This window comes from Flavobacterium sp. NRK F10, assembly GCF_024054235.1.
GTDB classification, from domain to species: domain Bacteria; phylum Bacteroidota; class Bacteroidia; order Flavobacteriales; family Flavobacteriaceae; genus Flavobacterium; species Flavobacterium sediminis.
Map to the genome: position 1 here is coordinate 1,258,865 of NZ_JAMXLC010000001.1, position 26,255 is coordinate 1,285,119.

Below are 26,255 nucleotides of genomic sequence, written 5' to 3' on the forward strand. Positions count from 1 at the left end.
TTTCGCTATATTCGTTCTTATAAAAACCAATTAAAACAACTAAAAATAATTTTATGCTTAAAGAATTCAAGGAATTTGCTATGAAAGGAAACCTAGTCGACATCGGGGTAGGTTTTGTAATGGGGGCTGCTTTTAACAAAGTCGTTTCTTCTTTTACCGGAGGAATAGTTTCGCCTTTAGTCGGTTTAATTTTTAAATCAAATTTCAAAGATCTAAAGTGGACTATTATAGAAGGAGTTGCAAATGCTGAAGGAGTTGTAGAAGGCGAAGTTTCTGTTCTATGGGGTGAATTCCTGACCAACCTTATAGATTTCATCATCGTTGCTTTTGTAATGTTTATGATCGTTAAAGGTGTAAACGCTATGAAGAAAAAAGAAGCACCGGCACCTGCAGCGCCGAAAGGACCAAGCCAGGAAGAATTGTTAGCTGAAATAAGAGATTTATTGAAAAAACAGTAAACTAACGCTACATTACATATACTATTAATCCACACTTGTCGAGTGTGGATTTTTTATATTATTTGTTATAAATATAAAATTTTGTGATATTATTATAAAATAATTTTTTTAGATTCAAATATCTATACCTTTGCAAAAAATAAAAAAACAATAATGAAAGTAGCAGTTGTTGGCGCTACCGGAATGGTAGGCGAGGTTATGCTTCAGGTCTTAAAAGAAAGAAATTTTCCGGTTACGGAACTTATCCCTGTGGCTTCTGAAAAATCGGTGGGTAAAGAAATTGAGTGGAATGGCAAATCATACAAAGTTGTAGGCATGCAAACCGCTATAGACATGAAGCCGGAAATTGCTTTATTTTCAGCAGGCGGACAAACTTCATTAGATTGGGCTCCAAAATTTGCTGCTGTCGGAACTACCGTTATCGACAATTCATCTGCTTGGCGTATGGATACTACTAAAAAACTGGTTGTTCCTGAGATCAATGCGAATGAGTTAACTAAAGAAGATAAAATCATAGCCAATCCTAACTGTTCAACTATCCAAATGGTCATGGCACTGGCTCCGCTACATAATAAATACAAGATTAAAAGAATTGTTGTTTCTACTTACCAATCCATCACCGGAACCGGTGTTAAAGCTGTTCAACAGTTAGAAAACGAATACAATGGCGTTCAGGGTGATATGGCATACAATTACCCTATTCACAGAAATGCCATTCCGCAATGTGATGTTTTTGAAGATAACGGCTACACTAAGGAAGAAATGAAACTGGTTCGTGAAACTCAAAAAATATTAAATGATAAAACAATCGCTGTAACAGCAACTGCTATCCGAATTCCTGTAGTAGGCGGACACAGTGAAGCTGTTAACATTGAATTTGAAAATGATTTTGATGTAAATGAAATCAGAGAAATTCTTGATAGCACTCCGGGAATTGAGGTTCAGGATAATTTAAAGACTTTTAGCTATCCGATGCCAATTTATGCTCAAGGTAAAAACGAAGTATTTGTAGGTCGTATCAGAAGAGACGAAAGCCAACCCAATACTGTTAATATGTGGATTGTTGCTGATAATCTAAGAAAAGGGGCTGCGACCAATACAATTCAGATTGGAGAATATTTAATTGCAAACGGTTTAGTTTAATTCTTTATCTTTGCAATTGTGAAGAAAAAGCTAGCCATACTTAATATGATTTTGATGCTTTCGGTTCTATTTGCCGTAAGCTATCAATCTTTGCATGCTTTTTCACATCATAACGAAGTGGTTTCCCATTGTTCTGAACACAGTGATTCCACTCACACAAAATTTAAAAAAGTAATTTCAGAGAAAGAAAACTGTCCGGTTTGTGATTTTAAATTCACCAGTTTTCTTTCTCCTGAAATTTTCACATATACTGTTTTTTCAACTTTTAAAATAAGCCCTTATTCTTTCAGCATTAAGGAAGCTACGAGTTTCTTTTGCGGAAGTTTATTTACGCATAGGGGACCTCCTGTTTCTTTTGTTTAAAATTAAAACTGCCGGTATCTTTTATTAGCAGTCATTACCTGTCTGTCTTGTCAGATAGACAGCTATTTATCTTATCCTTTTTAAACAAAAAAACATGAAACATTTATATATGCTTGCCTTACTAATGGTGAGTACTTGGACATTTTCCCAACAAAAAATATCCGGAAAGATCACTAATGAAGCAGGAATGCCTCTACAATTTGTAACACTTCACTTAATAGAGAATAACGGTTACACGGAAACAGATGAAAACGGAAATTATCAATTAAAATCAGTTCCACAAGGGAATATTACCATTGTTGTTTACTTATTCGGTTATGAACAGCAAACCCTCAAAATCAACTCACTTGACGTTCAGGAATACGATCTTACGCTAAAAGAAAAAGAACAACATTTAGACGAAGTAATTGTCTCTACTGCTTTTAATAAGATCCAATCACAAAATGTGATGAAAGTATCACACGAAAGTATGGAGGAGATCAAAAAGAGCGGAGCTATTTCGTTAATGGATGGTGTAACTAATATTCCGGGAGTAAGCCAAATCTCTACAGGAACATCTATAGGTAAACCGGTAATCAGAGGTTTAAGTTCAAACAGGGTTTTAACCTATGCACAAGGAGTGCGTTTAGAAAACCAGCAATTCGGCGAAGAACACGGTTTAGGACTAAGCGCCTCAGGTATTGAAAGTGTCGAAGTCATCAAAGGTCCGGCATCATTATTATATGGTTCAGATGCCATAGGAGGTGTCTTATATTTTAACCCTGAAAAATATGCCCCGAACAATACTACCAGAGGGAATGTATTCCAACAATTCGCTTCCAACACACAAGGAACTAATACTTCATTCGGTATCAAATCATCACCTAATAACTGGAAATTTTTGTTACGCGCCAATTACAATTCGCAAGCAGATTACAAAATTTCTTCGGGTGACAGAATTACAAATACACGTTCTATTGAAAAGGATTTAAAATATGGAATTGGTTATGCGAATTCCCGTTTCTCAACTGATATTCGCTACAATTATAACCAATTAAATTTGGGTTTACCCGAAGAGGGCATTGAAAACACAGGATTTCGCAATCCCCTATATCCGAAACAGGATATCGACAATCACATTTTGAGTTTGAACCAAAAAGTATATTTCAAAAATTCAAAATTAGAGGCCGATCTAGGTTACACATTCAACAACAGGAAAGAATTAGAAGACGTTGATGTCATTGCCTTGCACATGAAATTAAAAACAGGTAATTACAATATCAAATATTATCTACCTAAATGGAAAAATCTGGAAACAATTGTAGGCGTTCAAGGAATGCATCAAACCAATAGCAATTTTGGCGAAGAAATGTTAATCCCGGATGCTACCGTTGACGACTTTGGTACTTTTATTACATCAAACTACGAATGGAACACTAATGTTTTACAAGCCGGAATTCGTTTTGACAATAGAAATGTAATCACTTCCGAACACGGAACTATAGGTGAAGAAGGCTATTTTGGAGCCATCGATAAAAAATTCAACAGCTTTAATTTTGCATTGGGCTATAAAACCAATCTTACTGACAAAATCATCAGCCGCATTAATTTAGCTTCCGGTTTCAGGGCACCGAATTTATCGGAATTGACATCAAACGGTGTACATGAAGGAAGTAATCGTTATGAAATTGGTAATCAAAACTTAAAAAACGAGCAAAATTTTCAAGCCGACCTGAACCTTGAGTACAAAAGTGAACACTTTGAATATTTCATCAACGGATTCTATAATCACATTAACAACTATATCTTTATTTCACCGACCGGAAATATGTTAGATGCTAATTACGTATACGAATACCTGCAAAATAATGCAACATTATATGGTGGTGAAACCGGGATTCACCTTCACCCGCACCCTATTGACTGGTTGCATTTCACCAGTAGTTATGAGATGGTCATCGGAAAACAAAAAGGAGGTGAATATTTACCTTTAATTCCTGCTAATCAATGGAAAAACACATTACGAGGAGAATTTGAATTGGGGAAATGGTTCCAAAAAGCTTTTGCCAACCTTCAGGTAAATTATACTTTTGATCAAAATAATATCAGCTCATTCGAAACCAAAACTAATGATTATACTTTAGTCAATTTAGGCTTAGGGGGAACTGTTAAACTACAAAAAATGAAATTTGATCTTTCATTGAATGCTAAAAACCTATTAGATAAAACTTATGTTGCGCATCTCTCTCGTTTAAAAAGTGATGGTATCCCAAACATGGGAAGAAACATTGTTTTAGGGATCAATTTTAATTTTTAGCTAACTGCAAATCTGTGAAGAAAAGGCTTGCCATACTAAATTTTATTCTGATGCTTTCGGTGATTTTCGCTGTTAGCTATCAGTCACTGCATGCCTTTTCGCATCACCATTCAGAGATTTCAGATTGCTGTCAGAACAACAAAGAGCAAAAGAAAAGTTTTAAACAAACTATTTCCGAAAAAGAAGATTGTATTATTTGTGACTTTAAATTCGCCAGCTTCCTTTCTCCGGAAATTTTTACATATACATTTTTTTCTCCTTTTAAAATAAGTCCTTATTCTTTTAGCATTAAGGAAGCGACCTGCTTCTTTTGCGGAAGTTTATTTGCTCATAGAGGGCCTCCTGTTCCTGTTCATTTCAATTAATTTAAAAAACCTCATCAGATTTTTATTTGGTGAAGGAACCTATTTTATAACTATGAACAGAACAAAATGCGATATTTTTATCTTCATTTATTACTGCTGTTTTCCAGCTATTCTGCTATTTCACAATATACAATAAGCGGAAAAATTTCAGACGAAAACAACAATCCTTTAGCAGAATGTCATATACATATTCAAAATAAAAATGCGATTAGCCACCAAGATGGTAAGTTTTCTGTTTTTGGCATACCAAAAGGAAAAAACAGACTGTTAATTTCCTATATCGGTTATGAAACCATTGATACTACTGTAGTTGTTACTCAAAATTTGGTTTTAGATTTTAAGATGAAAACCTCTGTTTCATTCATCAATGAGGTTGTTGTTAAAAGTGACGGATTAGAACAAAAGATCAAGAAAGAATCAGCACAACACGTTGAAATCATAAATCAGGGTTTCATTGAAAAGAATATCAATGGAAGTTTAATGCAATCCCTTGAAAAAATTGGCGGAATCAACACCATTTCCATTGGTTCCGGACAATCAAAACCAATTATAAGAGGACTTGGATTCAACCGTGTCGTGGTAACTGAAAACGGTGTTAAGCATGAAGGGCAACAATGGGGTTCCGATCACGGATTAGAAATCGATCAGTACGCTGTAGATCAGGTTCAAATCATAAAAGGTCCGGCCTCGTTACAATACGGTTCAGATGCGATCGGAGGCATTATAGTCATTGAGAAAAATAAAATCCCGAAAAAAAACACCTTTGGAGGCTCATTGACATTAACAGGCAAAACAAATAATGAACTTTTCGGTTCTTCGCTCAATGTTTTCAAAAGAAAGGAAAGTCTTTTTTTTGATACCCGGATCACCTATAATGACTATGCCGATTATAAAGTTCCGACAGATCACATCTCTATTTACTCATACAGAGCGCCTTTGTACAAAAACAGACTGCGTAATACCGCCGGAAATGAACTTAACCTTCATTTCTCAACCGGAATTTTAAAGGACAAATTTAGTTCTGTTTTTTACATTAGTAACTTAAAGACTAAAACAGGTCTTTTTGCCAATGCTCATGGTTTAGAACCTAGAAATGTGGACACCGAACTTCATGATGCTTCTGACAGAGATATCCAAAATCCGTCGCAAAACATCAACCATTTCAAAGTAATTAACCGTACTAAATTGAATGGTAACACTTTCAAACTAGAATTTGATCTAGGTTTTCAGAATAATTTCAGAGAAGAATACAGCGACTACATCAGCCATGGTTATATGCCTTCAAACTATCCTGAAACATTAGCCATAAAAGAAACTTTGGAGAGAGGTTTCAATAAGAATGTTTACTCATTTAACGGAAAAATCAGCTTCACAATTAACAAACATGCTATTTCTTCCGGAATAAATACCGAACATCAAAACAATTCTATTGGCGGTTGGGGATTTATTATTCCGGCTTATACACAAACGAATGCCGGTCTTTTTGTGTATGATAAATTTAAAATAACTAAAAAAACAATACTACATACCGGAATTCGCTACGATTACGGAACCATAAAAACTAAAAGTTACTACGACTGGTTTACAACTCCTGTTAATGGAAATAACGAATATTTACAACGTGCCAATACTGTTAACAAGAATTTTGGAAACATCAGTTGGTCTTTTGGCATCAATTACAATTCAGACTATCTATTAATGAGAGCTAACATTGGTAAAAGTTTCCGTATGCCCATAGCAAAAGAACTAGCCTCAAATGGTGTAAATTACCATCAATTCAGCTATGAGTTGGGCAATCCTGATCTGTCTCCCGAGGAATCTTATCAGTTGGATTTAGGCGCAACCTGGCAAAAAAATAAAATTTATGTTGATATTAATCCTTTCCTAAACTACTTTTCTAATTATATATATCTGAACCCGACACCTGAATATGATTATGCGTATGGCGCCGGAAATCAAATTTATGAATATACGGAAAGTAGGGTTTTACGTTACGGAGGTGAACTGAAAATAGATTATAACTTTAACGATAATTATACCGCAGGAATTGTTGGTGAATACGTATATTCCGAACAGCTTTCAGGAGTCAAAAAAGGATACACCTTGCCTTTCTCTCCTCCACCATCAGTACTGCTTCATTTTACTTACTCTAAAGATTTTGGACAAAATATACAAAACACTTTTGCTTCTGTTGATCTCAAATATGTTACTGAACAAAACAATATTGTGCCACCGGAAAACAAAACTCCTGATTATCACGTAATCAATCTAGGGTTAGGTAGCGATATTGTTTGGGGCACTCAGAAAGTAAACATTCGTTTTCAAATCCAGAATGTATTCAATAAAAAATATTTTAACCACACCAGTTTTTACCGCCTGATCGGAGTACCCGAACCCGGAAGAAACTTTGTCTTATTCGTTAAAATACCTTTTTAGCCCAACATGCGAAATAAACAAAATAGAAATATAATCTCTCGGATCAGCATTTTAATTCTGACTTTCATATTCATTGGCTCTCTGCTATTTGAACCGATCCATTATTTTCTTATTTCACATGAAAGCAAAACGATCACTACACCTAAGTCACAATCTACTGTCACTAAAACTTCTTACGATTGCCCTATATGTAAGTTTCACTTTTGTTCTTTTATCAACGGGACTCCTTTGTTCAAAGAAATATTAGTCATCATTCTAAATTACAAGATAAAATTTCCATTTAAAAACCATTTAATTCCCATCTCTTTAACATATAAAAAAGGTAGAGCTCCTCCCTTTTTAATGCTCAAAAAAACAGACAAATTAGAATTAAAATACTTTTAAAAATTAAAAAACATGAAAAAACATATCACAAAATTTGCCCTTTTTATAACCCTAATCTCATTTTCATTTTTAGCTTCTTGTAGTAATGATGATGATCCCAATTCAACCGACAACACTATTGCTGTTGAGTTTACCGAGATAGGTTTAGAGAACAGCGGACATGCAACAGCTGGAGATGACCTACATATTGAAGCAACTATTGTAGCTCCTGCTAAAATAGCCTTAGTAACCGTTGAAATACACAGCGAAACAGACAGCTCAATCGAAGAAATTTCAGAAACATTCACAGATTATTCAGGAATGATCAATGCTGAATTTCACAAACACATTGAAATTCCTGCCAGTCAACCCGCCGGAGATTATCATTTACATTTTACAGTAATTGACGAACAAGGAAATACTAAAACGGTAGAGGCGGAAGTAGAAATCTTAGCCAATACTGACAACCTGTTCCAAATTACAATTGACGAATTAGGCAACGGAACTGTTGGAAATTCTTCTGTAAGCGCAGGTAATGACCTTCATGTAGAAGGAACAATAGTTTCAACCAATCCTATTGCTACAATTGAAATAGAAATACATAATGAGGAGGACAACTCTGTCCCGGGAATTGAAGAAACCTATACAAATTATGCCGGACAAACTAACGCTAATTTCCACGAGCATATAAGTATCCCGTCTGGCCAACCAACAGGGGAATATCATTTTCACTTTACAGTTACCGATAATTTAGGAAATACTTCAACCGTTGAATATACTTTAACCATAGAATAATCATACTAATAAAATACTACTTCCTGTTAACAGGAAGTAGTATTTATAATTAAAAAACAGAGACCATGAAAAAACTATTTTTTTTCACACTAATAATCAGCTTAACAATACAAAGTTGTAGTAATGATGACAGCAGTGAAAAAGACACTACAAAACCAGAAATCAATTTAACTATTGCCGATGCTTTTCCGACAAGCTGTTCCTCTATTTCAAAAGGGAGTACTATTCCTTTCAAAGCACTTTTCACAGACAATCAGGAATTAGGAGCCTACAGTATCAACATTCATAACAATTTTGATCACCACAGTCACGACACCGAAGTTGATGCTTGTAATTTGGATGCCATAAAAGATGCTGTAAACCCATGGATCCTTACATTAACATATTCAATTCCTGAAAACACTAAAGAATTCATCAGTGAACAACAGATACTGGTTCCTACAGACATTGATACAGGAGATTACCACTTTATGATTCAACTTACTGACGCTGAAGGTTGGGCAACTATGAAAGGAATCAATATTAAAATTACAGAATAGCACTACCAACAAAAGCTGTCTTTAAAAGCAGCTTTTGTTTATTTAACATTTCTTCACAATTCAAATGATTATTTTTGTTATCATTACCAATTAAAAGATGAAAAAAACAATAATTTTAACCACTATTGTTTGTTCCTTAACTATGAATGCACAAACAAAAATTTCGTACCCTAAAACAAAAAAAGTAAAGCATAGCGATATTTACTTCAATACTAAAATAGAAGACCCTTACCATTGGTTAGAAGACGACAGAAGTTCGGAGACCGAAGCTTGGGTTAAAGAAGAAAACAAAGTGACTTTTGGTTATTTGAATCAGATTCCGTTTCGTAAAGCACTAAAAAACCGGATGGAGCAACTGTGGAACTACGAAAAAATTTCAGCTCCGTTTAAACGTGGAAAGCACACATATTATTACAAAAATAACGGACTGCAAAATCAATCGGTTTTATACCGGAAAGGAGAGGACGGAAATGAGGAGATTTTTCTGGATCCAAACACCTTTTCAGAAGACGGTACAACTTCCCTCAGCAGCTTAAGTTTTACAAAAGACGGAAGTTTAGTAGCTTATTCCATTTCAGAAGGAGGAAGTGACTGGCGTAAAGTTATAGTTTTAAAAACGGACACCAAAGAAATTATCGGAGACACTATTATCGACGTAAAGTTCGGAGGGATTTCTTGGTACAGAAATGAAGGTTTCTATTATTCCAGTTATGACAAACCGGATGGCAGTGAACTTTCTGCTAAAACAGATCAGCATAAATTATATTTCCATCAATTAGATCATTCTCAGGAAGAAGATAAAGTTATCTTCGGACTCAATGAAAAACGCCGATATGTTGACGGCTATGTAACCGAAGACGGAAACTATCTTGTTATTTCAGCAGCCAATGCAACTAACGGAAACGAATTGTACATAAAAGACTTGGCAAACAACGGTCCAATCGTAAATATAGTTGGCGACTTTAACAGTAACAATTATGTTTTAGATAATAAAGGAACTCAATTCTACATCGTAACGGATTTCAAGGCGCCAAACAAAAGAATTGTAACCCTTGATCTCGCACAACCACAACAAGAAAACTGGAAAGATTTTATTCCGGAAACCGAAAATGTACTTTCTCCTACTAAAGGAGGCGGTTATTTTTTTGCAGAATATATGAAAGACGCCGTGTCTCATGTCAATCAATACGATTATGAAGGCAATCTGATCCGCGCCGTTAAATTACCGGGACTAGGTTCAATCGGAGGTTTTAGCGGAAAAAAGGAAGAAACTATCTTATACTACTCTTTTACCAATTATATCACTCCGGGAACCATTTATGCCTATGATCCTGCAACCGGAATCTCCGAAATATACGAAAAACCAAAAGTTGATTTCAAATCAGAAGAATATGAATCTAAGCAAGTTTTTTATACTTCAAAAGATGGTACCAGAGTGCCAATGATCATAACGTATAAAAAAGGACTCAAATTAAATGGCAAAAACCCGACAATTTTATACGGTTACGGTGGATTCAACATTAGTTTAACCCCCAGCTTCAGTATTGCTAATGCTGTCTGGATGGAAAACGGAGGAATTTATGCGGTAGCGAATTTACGGGGCGGTGGTGAATACGGAACCAAATGGCACAATGCCGGAACACAAATGCAAAAACAGAACGTTTTTGATGATTTTATAGGAGCAGCGGAATACCTGATTCATGAAAAGTATACTTCATCTGATTTTTTAGCTATAAAAGGAGGGTCAAACGGAGGTCTACTTGTAGGAGCTACCATGACCCAACGTCCTGACCTGATGAAAGTAGCACTACCACAAGTCGGAGTTTTAGATATGTTGCGCTATCATACTTTTACAGCAGGAGCAGGTTGGGCTTATGACTACGGAACTTCAGAACAAAGCGAAAAGATGTTTCATTACTTAAAAGCCTATTCTCCCGTACACAACGTTAAAAAAGGAGTTCAATATCCGGCAACTTTAATCACTACAGGAGATCACGATGATCGTGTAGTGCCGGCTCACAGCTTTAAATTTGCCGCTGTATTACAAGAAAAACAAAACGGGCCGAATCCGGTTTTAATACGAATAGATGTTAACGCAGGTCACGGTGCGGGTAAATCAACAGAAGCTATCATCAACGAACAGGTGGATATGCAAGCTTTTACTTTATACAATATGGGAATTAAAACCTTAAAATAATAGATCTGTTTCATACCTAAAAATAAAAGCGACCAATCAAGATTGGTCGCTTTTATTTTCTTTTATTTTTTTAAAATTTTACATTCCTGTTCTTATAGCTTCTACCGGATCTAATTTTGAAGCCGAAATAGCCGGTAAAATTCCGGAAACCAAGCCGATCAACCCTGCTAATCCGGTTCCTAAAAGTATATTCTGAGTACTAAGCACAAATTCAAAATCTAGAACTGAACTTAATATCACAGCACAAAGCCATACTAAAAGCATCCCGACAATTCCTCCAATAATAGAAAGTATAATGGCCTCAAACAAGAACTGAAACAAAATAAAGCGTCTTTTAGCACCTAAGGCTTTTTGGATCCCAATCAAATTAGTTCGTTCTTTTACAGAAACAAACATAATATTTGCAATACCAAACCCTCCCACAAGTAGAGAGAAAAGACTAATGATCCATCCTACAAAGTTCAGTTGCCCAACGATACTGTCAATAAAATCGGTAAACCCTGAAAGGATATTCAAAAAGAAATTATTCATTTCATCAGGTCTTAGCCCTCTGAAAGTTCTTAATTTCTGAGTAACCATTGCTTTGAACTCATCTATATCAATACCTTTTACCGGTTTCATAATAATAGCAGGCGTTAGCATATCACTATTATCACCATACATCCGTCTCAAAAAATTCACCGGAAAAAAAACAGCTATATCATTACTGTCGCCAAACATTCCTTGTCCTTCCTTTTTTAAAACCCCGATAACCGTAAATTTCTGTCCGTACAATCGGATTTTTTTACCCAACGGATCCGTATCTCCGAACAATCCGCTTGCCACTTCACTACCGATCACAATTACAGGAACTCCGGAATTTGATTCTGATTCATTAAAGAACCGCCCTTGCTCAACTTTTATCGGTTCAATATCAATAAACTCATCAGTAGATGGCTTTATACGAATAGAATTAACCGTTTTATCTTCATACTTGATATTTTCATTTCGGGTAAAAAGATTAAAAGATATTTTATCAATCCCGTTCACTGAACGTCTTAAATATTCATATTCTTCATACGTTACGTCAGGAAATTGCTCCCTTTTCCAGCGAGGAACATCAGAAGGACCAAAAGAAAAACGAATCAGGTAAATAGTATTCAGATCCATATCACTCAGATCTTCTTTGATCTTTTTATCCATGGAATCTACTGCTGCCAATACGGCAATAATCGAAAAAATACCAACAGTTACACCCAACAATGACAGTAGTGTACGCAGTTTGTTATTTCGAAGCGCATTCAGTGCAAAAGCCAGACTTTCTTTTAGTAACCTTAAATATAAAAGCATAAATTTATGATTCTTGTTGATAAGTAGAAATAATTACTACTTTGTTACAAAAAAAGAACAAAATCAGGTTATTAATTTTGAAAGTACACCTAACAATAACTACTTTTGCAGCTTAAATTAAACAACACAATGAACACAGCAAAATCAATTCAATCTGCCTTAATTTCGGTATTCGATAAAACGGGATTAGAACCCATTGTAAAAGCCCTGCACCAAAACAGTGTAACTATCTATTCTACAGGAGGTACGGAAGCTTTTATCAAAGATCTTGGAATCCCAGTAGTAGCAGTAGAAGATGTTACTTCGTATCCTTCTATTTTAGGCGGAAGAGTTAAAACATTACACCCTAAAGTTTTCGGAGGTATCTTAAACCGGCAAGATAATCCATCCGATGTTCAGCAGATGGAAGAATACAACATTCCGCAGATCGATTTGGTGATCGTTGATTTATATCCTTTTGAAAAAACAGTAGCATCAGGAGCAAGTGAAGCAGATATCATAGAAAAAATAGATATCGGTGGTATTTCTTTAATCAGAGCTGCTGCTAAAAACTTTAAAGATACAGTTATTGTTCCTTCTGTTGAAGAATATGCTTTGTTCCTAGATTTCTATACAAACGAAAAAGGAGCCACGACTTTAGAACAAAGAAAATTATTGGCTACTAAAGCATTCCACGTATCGTCTAATTACGATACTGCTATATTCAATTACTTCAATACTGACGAAACTTACTACAAAGCCAGTGTGGCTAACGGACAAACACTTCGTTACGGTGAAAATCCGCACCAAAAAGGTTTCTTTTTCGGCGACTTTGACGAAATGTTTACCAAATTAAACGGAAAAGAGTTATCATATAACAACTTATTAGATGTTGACGCAGCTGTTAACCTGATAGGAGAATTTAAAAATGACTTACCGACTTTCGCTATCTTAAAACACAACAATGCTTGTGGTATAGCTACCCGACCGTCTATGAAAGAAGCTTATGTAGATGCACTAGCCGGTGACCCTACCAGCGCTTTCGGAGGTGTTTTAATCGCAAACGGTAATATCGATTTGGCAACCGCAGAAGAGATACACTCACTTTTTTGCGAAGTGATTATCGCTCCTTCATTTGATGAAGATGCTGTAGAATTATTAAAAGGAAAGAAAAACAGGATCATTTTAGTACTACATAACGTAGCTCTTCCGGAAAAACAAGTGAGAACTTGCTTAAACGGAATATTGATCCAAGAAAAAGATAATGTAACAGACAATAAAGAACATCTAACTGTCGTTACAAAGCTAGCACCGACAGAGGCTGAAATTAACGATCTGTTATTTGCATCTAAGATTTGCAAACACACAAAGTCAAACACTATTGTTTTAGCTAAAAACGCACAACTTTATGCTTCAGGAACCGGACAAACATCAAGAGTTGATGCATTAAGACAAGCTATTGATAAAGCAAAATCTTTTAATTTTGACTTAAAAGGAGCTGTAATGGCAAGCGATGCTTTCTTCCCGTTCCCAGATTGTGTGGAAATAGCAGATCACGCAGGAATAACAGCTGTGATTCAACCTGGCGGTTCAATAAAAGACGAATTAAGTACCAACTATTGCAATGAAAATAATATGGCAATGGTATTTACAGGTACTCGTCATTTTAAACATTAATTTTATTAAATTTGTGAGTTAGATAAATATTAACTTTAAAACCCTGGAGAGATTAGTATGGGATTTTTTGATTTCATGACCGAGGACATTGCAATTGACCTTGGAACCGCAAACACCTTGATTATTCATAACGACAAAGTTGTAATTGACAGTCCGTCAATTGTTGCTCGTGACAGGATAACAGGGAAAATTATTGCTGTTGGTAAAGAGGCCAATATGATGCAAGGGAAGACCCATGAAAACATCAAAACCATACGTCCTCTGAAAGATGGTGTAATTGCAGACTTTGATGCCTCAGAAAAAATGCTTCAGTTATTCATTAAAAGCATTCCGGCATTAAAGAAAAAACTATTCACTCCTGCATTGCGTTTGGTTATCTGTATTCCTTCAGGAATTACAGAGGTGGAAATGCGGGCAGTAAAAGAATCTGCAGAAAGAGTTAATGGTAAAGAAGTATACTTAATTCATGAGCCTATGGCTGCTGCAATCGGTATCGGTGTCGACATTATGCAGCCTAAAGGAAATATGATCGTGGATATCGGAGGAGGTACTACCGAAATTGCAGTAATTGCTTTGGGTGGTATCGTTTGTGATAAATCAGTAAAAATTGCCGGTGATGTTTTCACAAATGACATCATTTATTACATGAGAACGCAACACAACTTATTCGTAGGAGAAACCACCGCTGAAAAAATTAAGATCCAAATCGGTGCTGCTACAGAAGATTTAGACAGCCCTCCGGAAGAAATGTCCGTTCAGGGTAGAGATTTACTAACAGGTAAGCCAAAGCAAGTTGATGTTTCGTATCGTGAAATTGCAAAAGCATTAGACAAATCTATCCAAAGAGTTGAGGACGCCGTTATGGAAACATTATCACAAACACCGCCGGAATTAGCAGCAGACATTTACAACACCGGAATTTATTTAGCCGGAGGAGGATCTATGTTAAGAGGACTTGATAAAAGGATTTCATTAAAAACCGACTTACCGGTCTACATTGCTGAAGATCCCCTAAGAGCTGTTGTAAGAGGAACAGGAATTGCTCTGAAAAATATTAACCGTTTCAAAAGTATACTGATCAAATAAAAAGTAGTTCATGCAGCAAATATTAAATTTCCTAATAAAAAACAGCTATAAGATGCTGTTTTTGCTGCTTTTGGGCATTAGCTTAATTCTCACTATAAAATCTCATTCTTACCACAGAAGTGAGTATATTAATTCAGCAAATGCTATCACAGGAGGTGTTTATGAAAACATAAATTCCATGAATGAATATTTGAGTCTGAAGCAAAAAAATAACAGCTTAGCGGAAGAGAATGCTCGTTTGAAAGAGTTGCTGTTCAACAAAAAAGACACTTTGCTTAACATCAAAGATATCGTAGTAAGAGAACATGATAAATTTACTATCCGGAAAGCAAAAGTTATCAAAAATCAATTCAACACGAGAGAGAATTACCTGACGCTGAATATTGGTGCGAAAGACAGTATCAAAACAGATATGGGAGTGATTAACGATAAAGGAATCGTTGGCATTATTGAAAAAACATCCAATCATTTTGCTACCGTATTAAGCGTATTGAATACCAAATCCAGAATCAATGCCAAAATCAAAAATTCAGAACATTTCGGATCTTTGGCTTGGGATGGCAAAAATGTAGGATATGTTCAATTAATGGATGTTCCCAGATTGGCATCTCTGAAAAAAGGAGATTCTATTGTAACCGGTGCTGATTCCGAGATCTTCCCGGAGAACATTCCCATAGGGAAGATAGACAAAGTTTATATCGATAAAAAAACAAATTATTATATTATTAACGTAAGACTTTTTAACGACATGACGGCATTAGGTTATGTTTATGTCATCGAAAACAAATTAAAAACCGAAAAAGAGACTTTAGAGTCACAAACTGAATCTAACCCGTAAATTTTGTGAATATTTTTTTAGAAAACATAGTCCGCTTTATAGTTTTACTTATCTTTCAGGTATTATTGTTCAATAATATTAACCTGTTTGGTTTTCTAAACCCATACCCTTACTTATTATTCATTCTGCTTTATCCAGTAAACGGAAACAGAAGCATTTTGCTAATAACTTCTTTTTTACTCGGTCTTTTTTTAGATATGTTTTGTAATTCGGGAGGTATTCATGCGGCTTCTTGTTTAATAATTGCGTATATAAGACCTTCACTGTTTCGTTTTTCCTTTGGTTTAAGTTATGAATATCAAACCATAAAGATTGCTGACAAAATCACTTCTGAACGTATCACTTTTTTAATTTTATCAATATTTATACATCATTTTGTATTGTTTTTGCTGGAGTTTTTCAGATTGAGCCTGTTCATTGACATCATTTGGAAAACAGTAACCACTACCCTGTTCACCTTTATTGTTTGCCTTTTGATTATTTACCTGATTAAACCTAACAAGCGATGAGAAAGTTTCTTTTACCCGGACTAATCGTTGCGGCCACCATTTTACTGTTAGCCAAAATTTTCTATCTGCAGGTAATTGACGATTCGTTCAAATTGCAATCAGAGAACAACGCAATCAAAAAAGAATTTGATTTTCCTGAACGAGGTTATATTTATGACCGTAATGGAAAACTTTTGGTAGCCAACCAGCCATCATATGATATTATGGTCGTACCGAGAGAAATGAAAAACATTGATACTCTAGAACTCTGCAAACTACTGAGTATTACTAAAGAAGATTTTATAAAAAAGATCACAAAGGCAAAAAAATACAGTCCGAGACTACCCTCTGTTTTTATTCCGCAATTAAACAAAAGAGAATATGCCGGTTTTCAGGAAAAAGAACGAAAATTTGAAGGCTTCTATACTCAAAAAAGAGCGTTACGAGATTATCAGGTTTCTTATGGTGCCAACATTTTTGGATTTATTGCCCAGGTAAACGAGACTACAACCAGAACAAACCCTTATTACAATAGCGGTGACTTGATCGGAAAGCAGGGTCTTGAAAAAGAATACGAAGAGGTTTTAAGAGGCGTAAAAGGTGTAAAATATTTACTTCGGGACAAACACAATAAAATTATTGATTCTTATAAGGAAGGAAAATTTGATACTATTGCCCAACAAGGGAAAGATTTAACATTAACCATTGATGCTGATCTGCAAGAGTATGGCACCAAATTAATGGTTAACAAACGAGGTGGAATTGTGGCTATTGAGCCTAGTTCGGGAGAAATATTGGCATTAATTTCGGCTCCGACCTATGACCCCGGTCTCTTAGTAGGCCGTCAACGCTCCAAAAACTATACGAATTTATATTATGATTCCATCGCAAAACCTTTATATGACAGAGCACTATTAGCGTCTTATCCACCAGGATCTCCTTTTAAAATTTTAACAGGCCTCATCGGTTTGCAGGAACAAGTTATAGACGAACACACCACTTTTTACTGTAACCACGGTGCTAATTTCGGCAGGTTCATGGGATGTCACTGCGGTTATCACGCTTTGCAGCTAAATAACGGAATTTACAGATCATGTAACAGTTACTTTGGCAACACATACAAAAGAATCATCGAAAAATACCCTAATTCCTTTGAAAGTGTAGACACTTGGGCCAATCATGTTAAAAGCTTTGGCCTCGGGCAATATTTAGGTACCGACATGCCTATCGGAGCCAAAGGACTTGTTCCCGATTCTAAATTATACAAAAGGGTTTACAAAGGAGCACCTATTAGAAGTTCTTACATCATTTCAAACGCCATCGGTCAAGGAGAAATATTGACCACTCCTATCCAATTAGCCAATATGATGGCTGCAGTTGCTAACCGGGGGTATTTCTACACGCCACACATCGTCAGAAAAATAAAAGGCCAGGAAATAGATAAAAAATTCACAACAAAACACGTTACATCTATAGATAAGGAATATTTTGAACCGGTAATTCAAGGATTAGCTGACGTTTACAATCCCGGAGGAACAGCCGCCGCATTACATGTGGACAGCCTTCAGATTTGCGGTAAAACAGGTACTGCTGAAAATAAAATAAGAGTAGGAAAAGTAACTTATAAATTACAAGATCATTCTATCTTTGTTGCTTTTGCTCCCAAAGACAACCCTAAGATAGCTATTGCTGTTTTTATTGAAAACGGCTATTGGGGAAGCCGATGGGCCGGACCTATTGCTACCTTAATGGTTGAAAAGTACGTCAAAGGTAAAATTACCCGAAAAGACCTGGAAGATCGCATGTTAAACGGTTCCATTCAGGATGAATACCAAAAACTGGAAGACATTATTTACGGAAGAAATACAGTGGGCACAAAAAAGGATGAGCCTATAGCCGACGCAACGGACAATAACAACAGAGAAGCTAAAGAAGAAGAAAATCATTAATGAGTTCATCAAAGAATGTAAATAGAGGAATTGACTGGCTGACCATTTTACTATACATAACATTAGTAGGAATGGGATGGATGACCATTTATTCGGCTTCATTACCACTGGAACCAACAACCGTTTTTGACTTAAGTCAAACCTATGGTCGTCAAATGCTTTTTATCTTTCTTACTATTCCACTAATTTTAATCATCTTGTTTCTGGATGCAAAAATTTTCGAAAGACTCTCTTTTGTTTTTTACGGAATCGGCATTATTTTATTGCTCGGACTGTTTGTTTTTGGTGTAGCCAAAAAAGGGCAAACCAACTGGTATCAGTTCGGAGGTTTTGGTTTTCAACCCTCTGAATTTGTCAAGACAGCAACTGCATTGCTATTAGCTAAATATTTGAGCTACCCGCAAATCAATTTAAATCAGTTTAAGCACCAACTCATTGCTTTTGGCATAATCGGATTACCTATCTTATTGATAATGATGCAACCGGATGCAGGAAGCGCTATGATCTTTTTATCGTTGATCTTTGTTCTTTACAGAGAAGGTCTGCCTAGCTGGTACATAATTTCAGGAGTGAGCGCTATTATTTTATTCTTTGCGGCATTATTAATAAATCCCTTGTATATCGTTATCGGAGTTCTGCTCTTAATCATCTTGCATTTTATTAATAACAAAAAGATCTCCAGAAATCCATTTATCTATGCTTTTGTTTTTATAGTTGTAAGCGGATTTGTTTACTCGGTAAACTATGTCTACAACAATGTACTTGAACCGCATCAAAAGGACAGGATCGATGTTTTAATCGGAGATAATGTGGATCTGAAAAAAGAAGGTTATAATCTGAATCAATCCATGATTGCCATAGGCTCGGGCGGATTAACAGGAAAAGGTTATTTAGAAGGCACGCAAACAAAAGGAGGCTTTGTACCTGAACAACATACAGATTACATTTTTACAACTGTTGGTGAAGAATGGGGCTTTGCAGGTAGTGCCGTAGTTATTTTACTGTTTATGACTTTATTTTTACGAATTCTTTATCTGGCAGAACATCAAAAGACAAAATTCAGCCGTGTATACGGCTACTGTGTGGCTACTTACCTCTTTATCCATTTCTTTGTAAATATTGCTATGCTTATTAAATTGTTCCCGACAATCGGAGTTCCTTTACCTTTCTTTTCGTATGGTGGTTCCAGTTTGTGGGCGTTTACAATTATGCTTTTTATCTTTGTAAAATTAGATGCCAACAAAGTAAACGAATGGTAACAATAGAACTAAAAACTCCAGGATTTATAATCAGAATTTTGCTCCAATTGGTTTTCCAAACTATCTTCTAATTTCGGAAAAAAGTCAATGCCGGTCATTTTTTCCAGATCATTAACTGAAACAACAAATTCATACAAGGCTTTATTTGACTTTTTATGTGGCACTAAAAAAGCGATCATTCTTTTTTTATCTTTAGTTAAGAGAACCTTGTAAAAATAGTTAGGAACAGCCACTTTTTCATAACCGATAGTCTTCAAATTATCACTCAAAACTCCTCCCGTGATAACATAAACGCCATTATATTTAGAAGCCCAGTAACGTACTTTTTGTTCTAAACGATTCCAAACTCCAGCGTTAAAGTTATACTTTTGAGGAGAAACATTGGAAGTATAAAATGTTTCTTCGTACTCTTTAAAACTATTCTTTCTATCACCTGCCGGACACAAATGCCCTTTATTATACCCTGATTTTTTATAATTTCTCCAATCAGCCGAAGCTGTTTTCACTATCGGATCCTGATTAAAAAACGGGCGTTTATATGTCGCATTCTTCAGATCTTTTTCTTCTAAGGTATATGCAACCCATTCTGATTGTTCAGAAGTTTCTTTATATGAGAAACTATAACTTTCATGATGGTAAACTGATTTTGTTGTAGATGTTGGTAGAAAATCAAAAGGCTCATCCGGACTAACCGATTCAGAAAGAGCATAATCAGTTACTGTCTCATCATTTGGAATCACTTCTCTACAAGAATTTAATCCGAAAAAAAGTAAGAAATAGAATAGAATCAGTCTATATCGCATTAATCTTTATTTAGTACATTTGTGTAAATGTAAACAAAATTGGATGCAATGAAAATTTATTTAATGACTTTAATGGCTGTATTTTGCTTTCAGCTCAGTAATGCACAGGAAGACAAAGCAACTATAAAAGAGCAGAAGGAACTTTTAGCTCAGCAGAAAAAAATGGAAAAAGACAGAAAAAAAGCTGAAAAAGCTTTAAAAGCAGCTGAAAAAGAGCAAAAAAAAGCAGCAAAACGTCTTGAAAAGATCCATGATGCAGATAAAAAAGTAGAAAAGATCGAACAGAAAATAAAAAATAAAACTGGCGATGTAAAAGATTTGCAAAAAAAACTGGAGAAAAATAAGGCTAAAAACAAACTAACTCCGGAAGATGAAGAAAAGTTTCATGAAAAAATAGCTAAAAGGGAACAGGAGATACAAGGGCTAAATAAAGATCTTCAGAAAGCAAAAGAAAAAAGAGCAAAGCTCAAATAATCAAATAAAAAAGGGAACCAAATGGTTCCCTTTTTTTGTATAAAGATTGAAAAAATTATTTCTTTTTACCACCTTTAGCAGCTTTTTCAGCTTTAGCAGCTTCCTGAGCAGCTTTCATAGCAGCACGAGATACTTTCACTTGACATACAACAGTATTGTCCGGGTGCATGATTTTAAAATCATCAGACGCTAATTTAGTAACGTATAATCTGTTACCCATTTCAAGCGGAGTAATATCAGCCTCAACGAAATCCGGTAAGTTTTTAGGCAAAGCTTTTACTTTTAAACGACGTAAGTTTAAACGTAAAGTACCCCCTGCCATAATTCCAGGAGATTTTCCTGTTACTTTTACAGGCACTTCCATAACCACTTCTTTCTCATCATTTAAACGGTAGAAGTCGATATGTAAAATTTTATCGTTTACTGGGTGAAATTGAATATCTTGTAAGATACAGTCAATTGTTTTTCCACCTTCTAACTCAACTACAACAGTGTGTGCGTTCGGAGTGTAAACTAAGTTTTTGAAAGCTCTTTCGTCTGCAACAAAATGAACTGGTTCTGATCCTCCGTAAATAACGCAAGGAACCATTCCAGCATCACGTACGGCTTTAGTTGCCTTTTTACCTACGCTTTCTCTTTCTGATCCTTTAATCGTAATTGATTTCATTTAAAAAAATATATAATTAATAAAAAAATTTACATTAAAAATTTGCCACTGATAGAATTATTATTCTGTACCATATGCATTACTTCGGCAAAAAGAGAAGCACAACTTACCACTCTTATTTTACCTGACTCTTTCTTCAACGGAATAGAATCTGTAACAATCAGTTCCTTTAAGCTAGATTTCTCAATTTTCTCATACGCATCTCCTGAAAGTATTGCATGAGTACAGATCGCACGAACACTTAAAGCTCCTTTTTCAATCATCACATCGGCTGCTTTTGCTAAAGTTCCTCCGGTATCAATCATATCGTCTACCAAGATCACATTTCTACCTCTCACATCCCCGATCAGCTCCATTGTGTCAATAACATTTGCTTTTTTTCTCTGCTTGTAACAAACCACTACATCCGATTCTAAAAATTTAGAATAGGCATAAGCCCTTTTAGAACCTCCCATATCCGGTGAAGCGATTGTTAAATTTTCCAATTTCAAACTCTTCACATAAGGCAGAAAGATCGTTGATGCAAATAAATGATCCACCGGCTTTTCAAAAAAGCCCTGAATTTGATCTGCATGTAAATCCATGGTCATAATTCGGGTTGCTCCGGCTGATTCTAACAGTTTTGCTACCAATTTAGCTCCTATTGGAACCCTTGGTTTATCTTTTCTATCCTGTCTGGCCCAACCAAAATAAGGGATAACTGCTGTAATATGACGAGCTGAAGCACGCTTAGCGGCATCGATCATCAACAACAGTTCCATCAAATTGTCTGAGCTTGGAAAAGTTGAACAAATTAAGAAAACTCTAAGCCCTCTGATTGATTCTTCAAAAGAAGGTTGGAACTCTCCGTCACTATATCTTGAGAACGTAACTTTACCTAGCGGTACTCCATAAGCCTCAGCTATTTTCTCCGCTAAATATACACTCTGAGAACATGCAAAAATTTTTGCTTCTGGCTCGTTGAATGACATTTTTAATTATTTGTTTAGTAGTTAGTTAGTGTTGTGTCTGAAATAATCAGGCTGCAAATTTAGGAATAAATTTCAACTCTGAAAGTAAATTTTAAACATTTTTACTTTTTAATTTAGAATTTTTCTATACATTTGCACTCACAATTTCAAGAAGCCGCGGTGGCGGAATTGGTAGACGCGCACGACTCAAACTCGTGTTCTACGGAGTGTGGGTTCGATTCCCACCCGCGGTACAAGGCAAAAGACTGTTTTTAAACAGTCTTTTTTTGTTTAAAACAGTTTCTTTTATAAATTTCAGCTTTAAAAAAACATATTCCAATATCATGAAAAAGTTTTTAATCATCGGTTTAGGAAACATTGGCTCAGAATACGTTAACACTCGTCACAACATTGGGTTTAAAATTTTAGATCATTTTGCAAAAACAGAAAATATAGATTTTAGTACCGCTAAATTAGGCGATGTTGCCGAATTTAAAATTAAAGGCAGAACATTAATCCTCCTAAAGCCTAATACTTATATGAATCTAAGCGGGAAAGCCGTTAAATACTGGATGGACAAAGAAAACATTTCTAAAGAAAACATTTTAGTAATTACTGATGACCTGAACATTCCTTTCGGAACTCTTAGACTAAAAGGAAAAGGAAGCGACGGCGGTCACAACGGACTGAAGAACATTCAGCTTCTACTGAATACGAATGAATACCCCAGATTCAGATTTGGCATCAGTGATTCGTTCAAAAAAGGGCAACAAATTAACTATGTCTTAGGCGAATGGGACGAAGAAGAAAAAGAAAAACTACAAGAAAGACTTCAAACAGCTTCAGAGGTAATCAAATCTTTTGCTTTAGCCGGTTTAAGCAATACAATGAATACTTTTAACGGAAAATAAAAAGGGCGCTTAAAGCGCCCTTTTTTGATAAACTATTTTAAATCATTATTCAACAACGATCTTTTTAGTCACTTTTCTGCCACCATCTTGAATGGTTACTAAATAAATTCCAGATTGAGCATTGTTTAACTGAATCGCTTCATTAACTAAACCGTTTGCTTGGAATTCTTTATTCAAGATCAATCTACCTCTCATATCGTAAACATTTACAGAAACTTCATCTGAAACAGCAGTTAACTGTAAATTGAACGAACCGTTGTTAGGGTTTGGATACAACACAAAATCATTAGATTCGAAAGACTCGGTTGCTAATACAGGTACATATTCTGCATGACATAACTGAATAGTAAAAGTATTAAGAATACCATTTGAACCGTCAACAACACCATCTTTATAGTAAACCCCCCAAGTACCGGCACTATTTTGCCCTACACCAGCATTAATATTTCCTATTGAATAAGGTACAAAGTCACTTCCAGTTGTTGTTTGAGCACAATCTACAGCTACCCCAGAAGTATCAAACCATTTATCCAAATCTGCAGTAGTACATGTGTTATTATACCACAATGCAGTAATCAAGCCGGCAGAAGTATCTTCCCATGGTTGTTTTAACAAGATATTTACTTGACCAATACTTGGATGAGTAACATCAGCATAATAATTAATATCCGTTATTACAAAAGAATCTGTAATAGGTAAATTATACCCTGCATAGCTATTAGCTGTTGATTCAGCAATACTTGCATTTAAATTAAAAGTATAATCTTCACAAACATTTTGAGCTTGATAAGTATAATCTCCAACAGCTATATTTTGTAAATTAACATTAAAGAAGATATTTGCCGAAGCTTTTACCATAACTCTACAGTTAGCAGCAGTTACGTTAGGAACAGTAATCGTTTCAGAACCATCATTAGCAGTTGCAGAAACTAATGTTGTTCCCCAAGTTTGTCCCCCATCCGTAGACAACAAAATATCCACATTATCTCCGCCACTGATCGTATTTGTATTATTAACTGTCCATGTAATAGTTTCCGTTGTTCCCGGCGTCCACACAATTCCAGTAGTATTTTGAGACGTTACTGTCAAAGGCCCTTTAGTACCACTTACGGTAACAATCACATTATCATAACCTGTTTGCCCCTGACCTACTACATTGTCCCTAACAGTTAATCTAAAGCTTAAAGTTCTGGCTACAGAACTTAATGCTTCTACTAAAATCGCATCTCCATCGGTAGTAGTTGAACCGCTCAATACAGAAGTCATATTAGGAAAATATCTTGTCGGCGAAGTTACAGGATCATAAGATCTCCAGTTTGGACCAGAAGTTTTTGTTTCTGACGCTGCTGAATTTGCCCCTGTTAAAGTACCGCTTGAATCATCATATTGTTCCCAACAATAGGTAAGGTTACCTCCTCCAATATCCGTAGCAGAACCTGTCAGCATAAAAGGAGTACTTTTCGGAATTGTATAATCAGCCCCGGCATTAACAACCGGTGCACCATGAGTTATCGCTGTCGAAGTAGGACAACTTTTTGTTGCCATATTAGACTGAACCTGAGCGATACTAACAGCATGAAAATAATCATCAGAATGTGACTGAACATCTTGAGATGTAATTCCTGCATAGCCCATAATTGTTGATCCGGAACCAACTTCCATATTTGCCCCATAACCTTCATAGCTCATAGAAAAAGTGTGGTTTGCACCAAATTGATGCCCCATTTCATGCGCTACATAATCAATATCAAAATTATCTCCGGCAGGAACTCCGTCAGCCGGTGAGGTAAATCCACTTCCTTTATTCTCATCAAGTGGACTCAATGTATCGTTAACACAAACACATCCGATACATCCTGCATTTCCTCCACCTCCGGAAGCCCCAAATAAGTGACCAACGTCATAAGCCGCATTATTTGCCGTTATAGAAGTTGACGCACCGGTTAAACTTGAACTCAACGTATTCTGAAGTTCCGTATTCCATGCTCCGGAAGCTCCGGAAGAAGCATCTGAATAAGGATCTGTTGAAGCATTATAATAAATAACATTAGTAGATTGAGAAACGATATTCATATGAATAGCAAAATCATTTTCAAAAACACCATTTACTCTAGTCATAGTTGCATTATATGCTGCCATAACCAAGGCTACATCAGAAGCACTTGTTGCTCCGAAATAATTTGCATATTCTGCAGTACAAGACAATGCCAATCTGAAAGTCAATAATTGACTGGCACTTGATCTCCCAACTTCAGAAAATCTATCTGAAAAATCTGAAGCTAAAGTCTGTTCCTGTGTAGAACATGTAAAAGGTAATTTCCCTTTTTCACGACCAGAGCTGTAAACAGCATAAACCTCTCCGTTTTTAGAGATCGGTTCTAAAAATTCATTTCTTTTCCCCGTTCTAAAAATTACACCTTGAATTCCTTTCGGGTCTAAACTTAATCTTAAACGAGCGAATTTATCATCTATCCCTTCACCAACATAAGATCTGATTCCCGGGAATTGTGCCTGTAAATCAGAATCGAAATTTGATGCTTCATACATTCTAAACTTCTCTAAATTGCCTGATGCATTCGGAATTTCAACAATAACTGTTGAATAATCCCCGGAATTTCTTTCCGGAGCAGCTAAAAGTGATCTTGTCATACTTGACAAATCAAGACTTCTTGTCAGATAGCTCGTAGGAAAACTTACTCGCTCAATCGTATTTCTTTTTTCAAATGATCCTTTTTTTACATCCGACCAAACTTTACCGGTTTGACCATAAGAAGCCTGTAAAAAAACGAAAGAGGTGAAAAATGAAAATAGTAATGTTTTTTTCATTTCTTGTTAACAATTTGGTTAAGCCACAAATATAAAAAAACAAGGGAGATAATTAACATCTCCC

At 35.7% G+C, this 26,255-nt stretch carries 21 protein-coding genes and 1 tRNA gene; 17 read left to right on the plus strand and 5 right to left on the minus strand.

Annotated elements, in window-relative coordinates; all coding sequences use genetic code 11:
• Positions 1-53 precede the first annotated feature (53 nt).
• The 9 genes from mscL (at position 54) to NHF50_RS05805 (ending at position 10,955) form a co-directional block, all read left to right on the plus strand.
• The gene (gene mscL, locus NHF50_RS05765) at positions 54-458 is read left to right on the plus strand and encodes a large conductance mechanosensitive channel protein MscL (protein ID WP_252775342.1); all 405 of its coding nucleotides are present in this window, start codon (positions 54-56) and stop codon (positions 456-458) included.
• Positions 459-611: 153 nt separating this feature from the next.
• Positions 612-1,601 carry an aspartate-semialdehyde dehydrogenase gene (locus NHF50_RS05770; protein WP_252775343.1) on the plus strand — a complete coding sequence of 330 codons (990 nt, stop codon included), beginning with the start codon at positions 612-614 and terminating at the stop codon, positions 1,599-1,601.
• A gap of 18 nt (positions 1,602-1,619) precedes the next feature.
• Positions 1,620-1,964, plus strand: coding sequence for a hypothetical protein (locus tag NHF50_RS05775; protein ID WP_252775344.1), 345 nt, complete (start codon positions 1,620-1,622; stop codon positions 1,962-1,964).
• A gap of 94 nt (positions 1,965-2,058) precedes the next feature.
• Entirely contained in the window at positions 2,059-4,260 is a 2,202-nt protein-coding gene (locus tag NHF50_RS05780) for a TonB-dependent receptor (RefSeq protein ID WP_252775345.1), read from the plus strand.
• A gap of 50 nt (positions 4,261-4,310) precedes the next feature.
• Positions 4,311-4,625 (plus strand): hypothetical protein, encoded by a 315-nt coding sequence (locus tag NHF50_RS05785; protein ID WP_252775346.1) that lies wholly within the window; start codon positions 4,311-4,313, stop codon positions 4,623-4,625.
• Positions 4,626-4,691: 66 nt separating this feature from the next.
• Entirely contained in the window at positions 4,692-7,061 is a 2,370-nt protein-coding gene (locus NHF50_RS05790; protein WP_252775347.1) for a TonB-dependent receptor, read from the plus strand.
• A 396-nt stretch (positions 7,062-7,457) separates the two neighbouring features.
• Positions 7,458-8,219, plus strand: a complete 762-nt coding sequence (locus NHF50_RS05795; protein WP_109568799.1) for a DUF4625 domain-containing protein — start codon at positions 7,458-7,460, stop codon at positions 8,217-8,219.
• 65 nt (positions 8,220-8,284) lie between these two features.
• Positions 8,285-8,758 (plus strand): DUF4625 domain-containing protein, encoded by a 474-nt coding sequence (locus NHF50_RS05800; protein WP_109568800.1) that lies wholly within the window; start codon positions 8,285-8,287, stop codon positions 8,756-8,758.
• 97 nt (positions 8,759-8,855) lie between these two features.
• Positions 8,856-10,955 carry a prolyl oligopeptidase family protein gene (locus tag NHF50_RS05805; RefSeq protein WP_252775348.1) on the plus strand — a complete coding sequence of 700 codons (2,100 nt, stop codon included), beginning with the start codon at positions 8,856-8,858 and terminating at the stop codon, positions 10,953-10,955.
• A 78-nt stretch (positions 10,956-11,033) separates the two neighbouring features.
• Here NHF50_RS05805 and NHF50_RS05810 read toward each other — a convergent pair whose 3' ends face one another.
• Entirely contained in the window at positions 11,034-12,284 is a 1,251-nt protein-coding gene (locus NHF50_RS05810) for an ABC transporter permease (RefSeq protein WP_109568801.1), read from the minus strand.
• A gap of 129 nt (positions 12,285-12,413) precedes the next feature.
• Between NHF50_RS05810 and purH the strand changes: the two genes are divergently transcribed.
• The 5 genes from purH to rodA all read left to right on the plus strand — a co-directional run bounded on the left by purH (position 12,414) and on the right by rodA (position 19,560).
• Positions 12,414-13,940, plus strand: a complete 1,527-nt coding sequence (purH, locus tag NHF50_RS05815) for a bifunctional phosphoribosylaminoimidazolecarboxamide formyltransferase/IMP cyclohydrolase (protein WP_252775349.1) — start codon at positions 12,414-12,416, stop codon at positions 13,938-13,940.
• 57 nt (positions 13,941-13,997) lie between these two features.
• Positions 13,998-15,026 (plus strand): rod shape-determining protein, encoded by a 1,029-nt coding sequence (locus NHF50_RS05820; RefSeq protein ID WP_109568803.1) that lies wholly within the window; start codon positions 13,998-14,000, stop codon positions 15,024-15,026.
• Between the two features lie 10 nt (positions 15,027-15,036).
• Complete coding sequence (gene mreC / locus NHF50_RS05825; protein WP_109568804.1) at positions 15,037-15,864, plus strand: rod shape-determining protein MreC; 828 nt, start codon at positions 15,037-15,039, stop codon at positions 15,862-15,864.
• Between the two features lie 505 nt (positions 15,865-16,369).
• Positions 16,370-18,301 carry a penicillin-binding protein 2 gene (mrdA, locus tag NHF50_RS05835; RefSeq protein ID WP_252775351.1) on the plus strand — a complete coding sequence of 644 codons (1,932 nt, stop codon included), beginning with the start codon at positions 16,370-16,372 and terminating at the stop codon, positions 18,299-18,301.
• Entirely contained in the window at positions 18,301-19,560 is a 1,260-nt protein-coding gene (gene rodA / locus NHF50_RS05840; RefSeq protein ID WP_109568806.1) for a rod shape-determining protein RodA, read from the plus strand. Before mrdA ends, rodA begins: the two co-directional genes overlap by 1 nt.
• 8 nt (positions 19,561-19,568) lie before the next feature.
• On the opposite strand, the gene NHF50_RS05845 is transcribed toward rodA, so the two are convergent.
• Entirely contained in the window at positions 19,569-20,363 is a 795-nt protein-coding gene (locus NHF50_RS05845) for a DNA/RNA non-specific endonuclease (RefSeq protein WP_252775352.1), read from the minus strand.
• Positions 20,364-20,411: 48 nt separating this feature from the next.
• Here NHF50_RS05845 and NHF50_RS05850 point away from each other — a divergent pair, with 48 nt between their 5' ends.
• Entirely contained in the window at positions 20,412-20,837 is a 426-nt protein-coding gene (locus NHF50_RS05850; RefSeq protein ID WP_252775353.1) for a hypothetical protein, read from the plus strand.
• 55 nt (positions 20,838-20,892) lie between these two features.
• Here NHF50_RS05850 and NHF50_RS05855 read toward each other — a convergent pair whose 3' ends face one another.
• Positions 20,893-21,504, minus strand: a complete 612-nt coding sequence (locus NHF50_RS05855; RefSeq protein ID WP_109568808.1) for a 50S ribosomal protein L25/general stress protein Ctc — start codon at positions 21,502-21,504, stop codon at positions 20,893-20,895.
• A gap of 29 nt (positions 21,505-21,533) precedes the next feature.
• Positions 21,534-22,475 carry a ribose-phosphate pyrophosphokinase gene (locus NHF50_RS05860; protein ID WP_109568809.1) on the minus strand — a complete coding sequence of 314 codons (942 nt, stop codon included), beginning with the start codon at positions 22,473-22,475 and terminating at the stop codon, positions 21,534-21,536.
• Positions 22,476-22,628: 153 nt separating this feature from the next.
• Between NHF50_RS05860 and NHF50_RS05865 the strand changes: the two genes are divergently transcribed.
• A tRNA-Leu gene (locus NHF50_RS05865) sits at positions 22,629-22,708 on the plus strand.
• Between the two features lie 90 nt (positions 22,709-22,798).
• Positions 22,799-23,365 carry an aminoacyl-tRNA hydrolase gene (pth, locus tag NHF50_RS05870; protein WP_146193378.1) on the plus strand — a complete coding sequence of 189 codons (567 nt, stop codon included), beginning with the start codon at positions 22,799-22,801 and terminating at the stop codon, positions 23,363-23,365.
• Between the two features lie 45 nt (positions 23,366-23,410).
• On the opposite strand, the gene NHF50_RS05875 is transcribed toward pth, so the two are convergent.
• Positions 23,411-26,191: a reprolysin-like metallopeptidase gene (locus NHF50_RS05875; protein WP_252775354.1), complete on the minus strand. Its 2,781-nt coding sequence runs from the start codon at positions 26,189-26,191 to the stop codon at positions 23,411-23,413.
• Between the last annotated feature and the right edge of the window lie 64 nt (positions 26,192-26,255).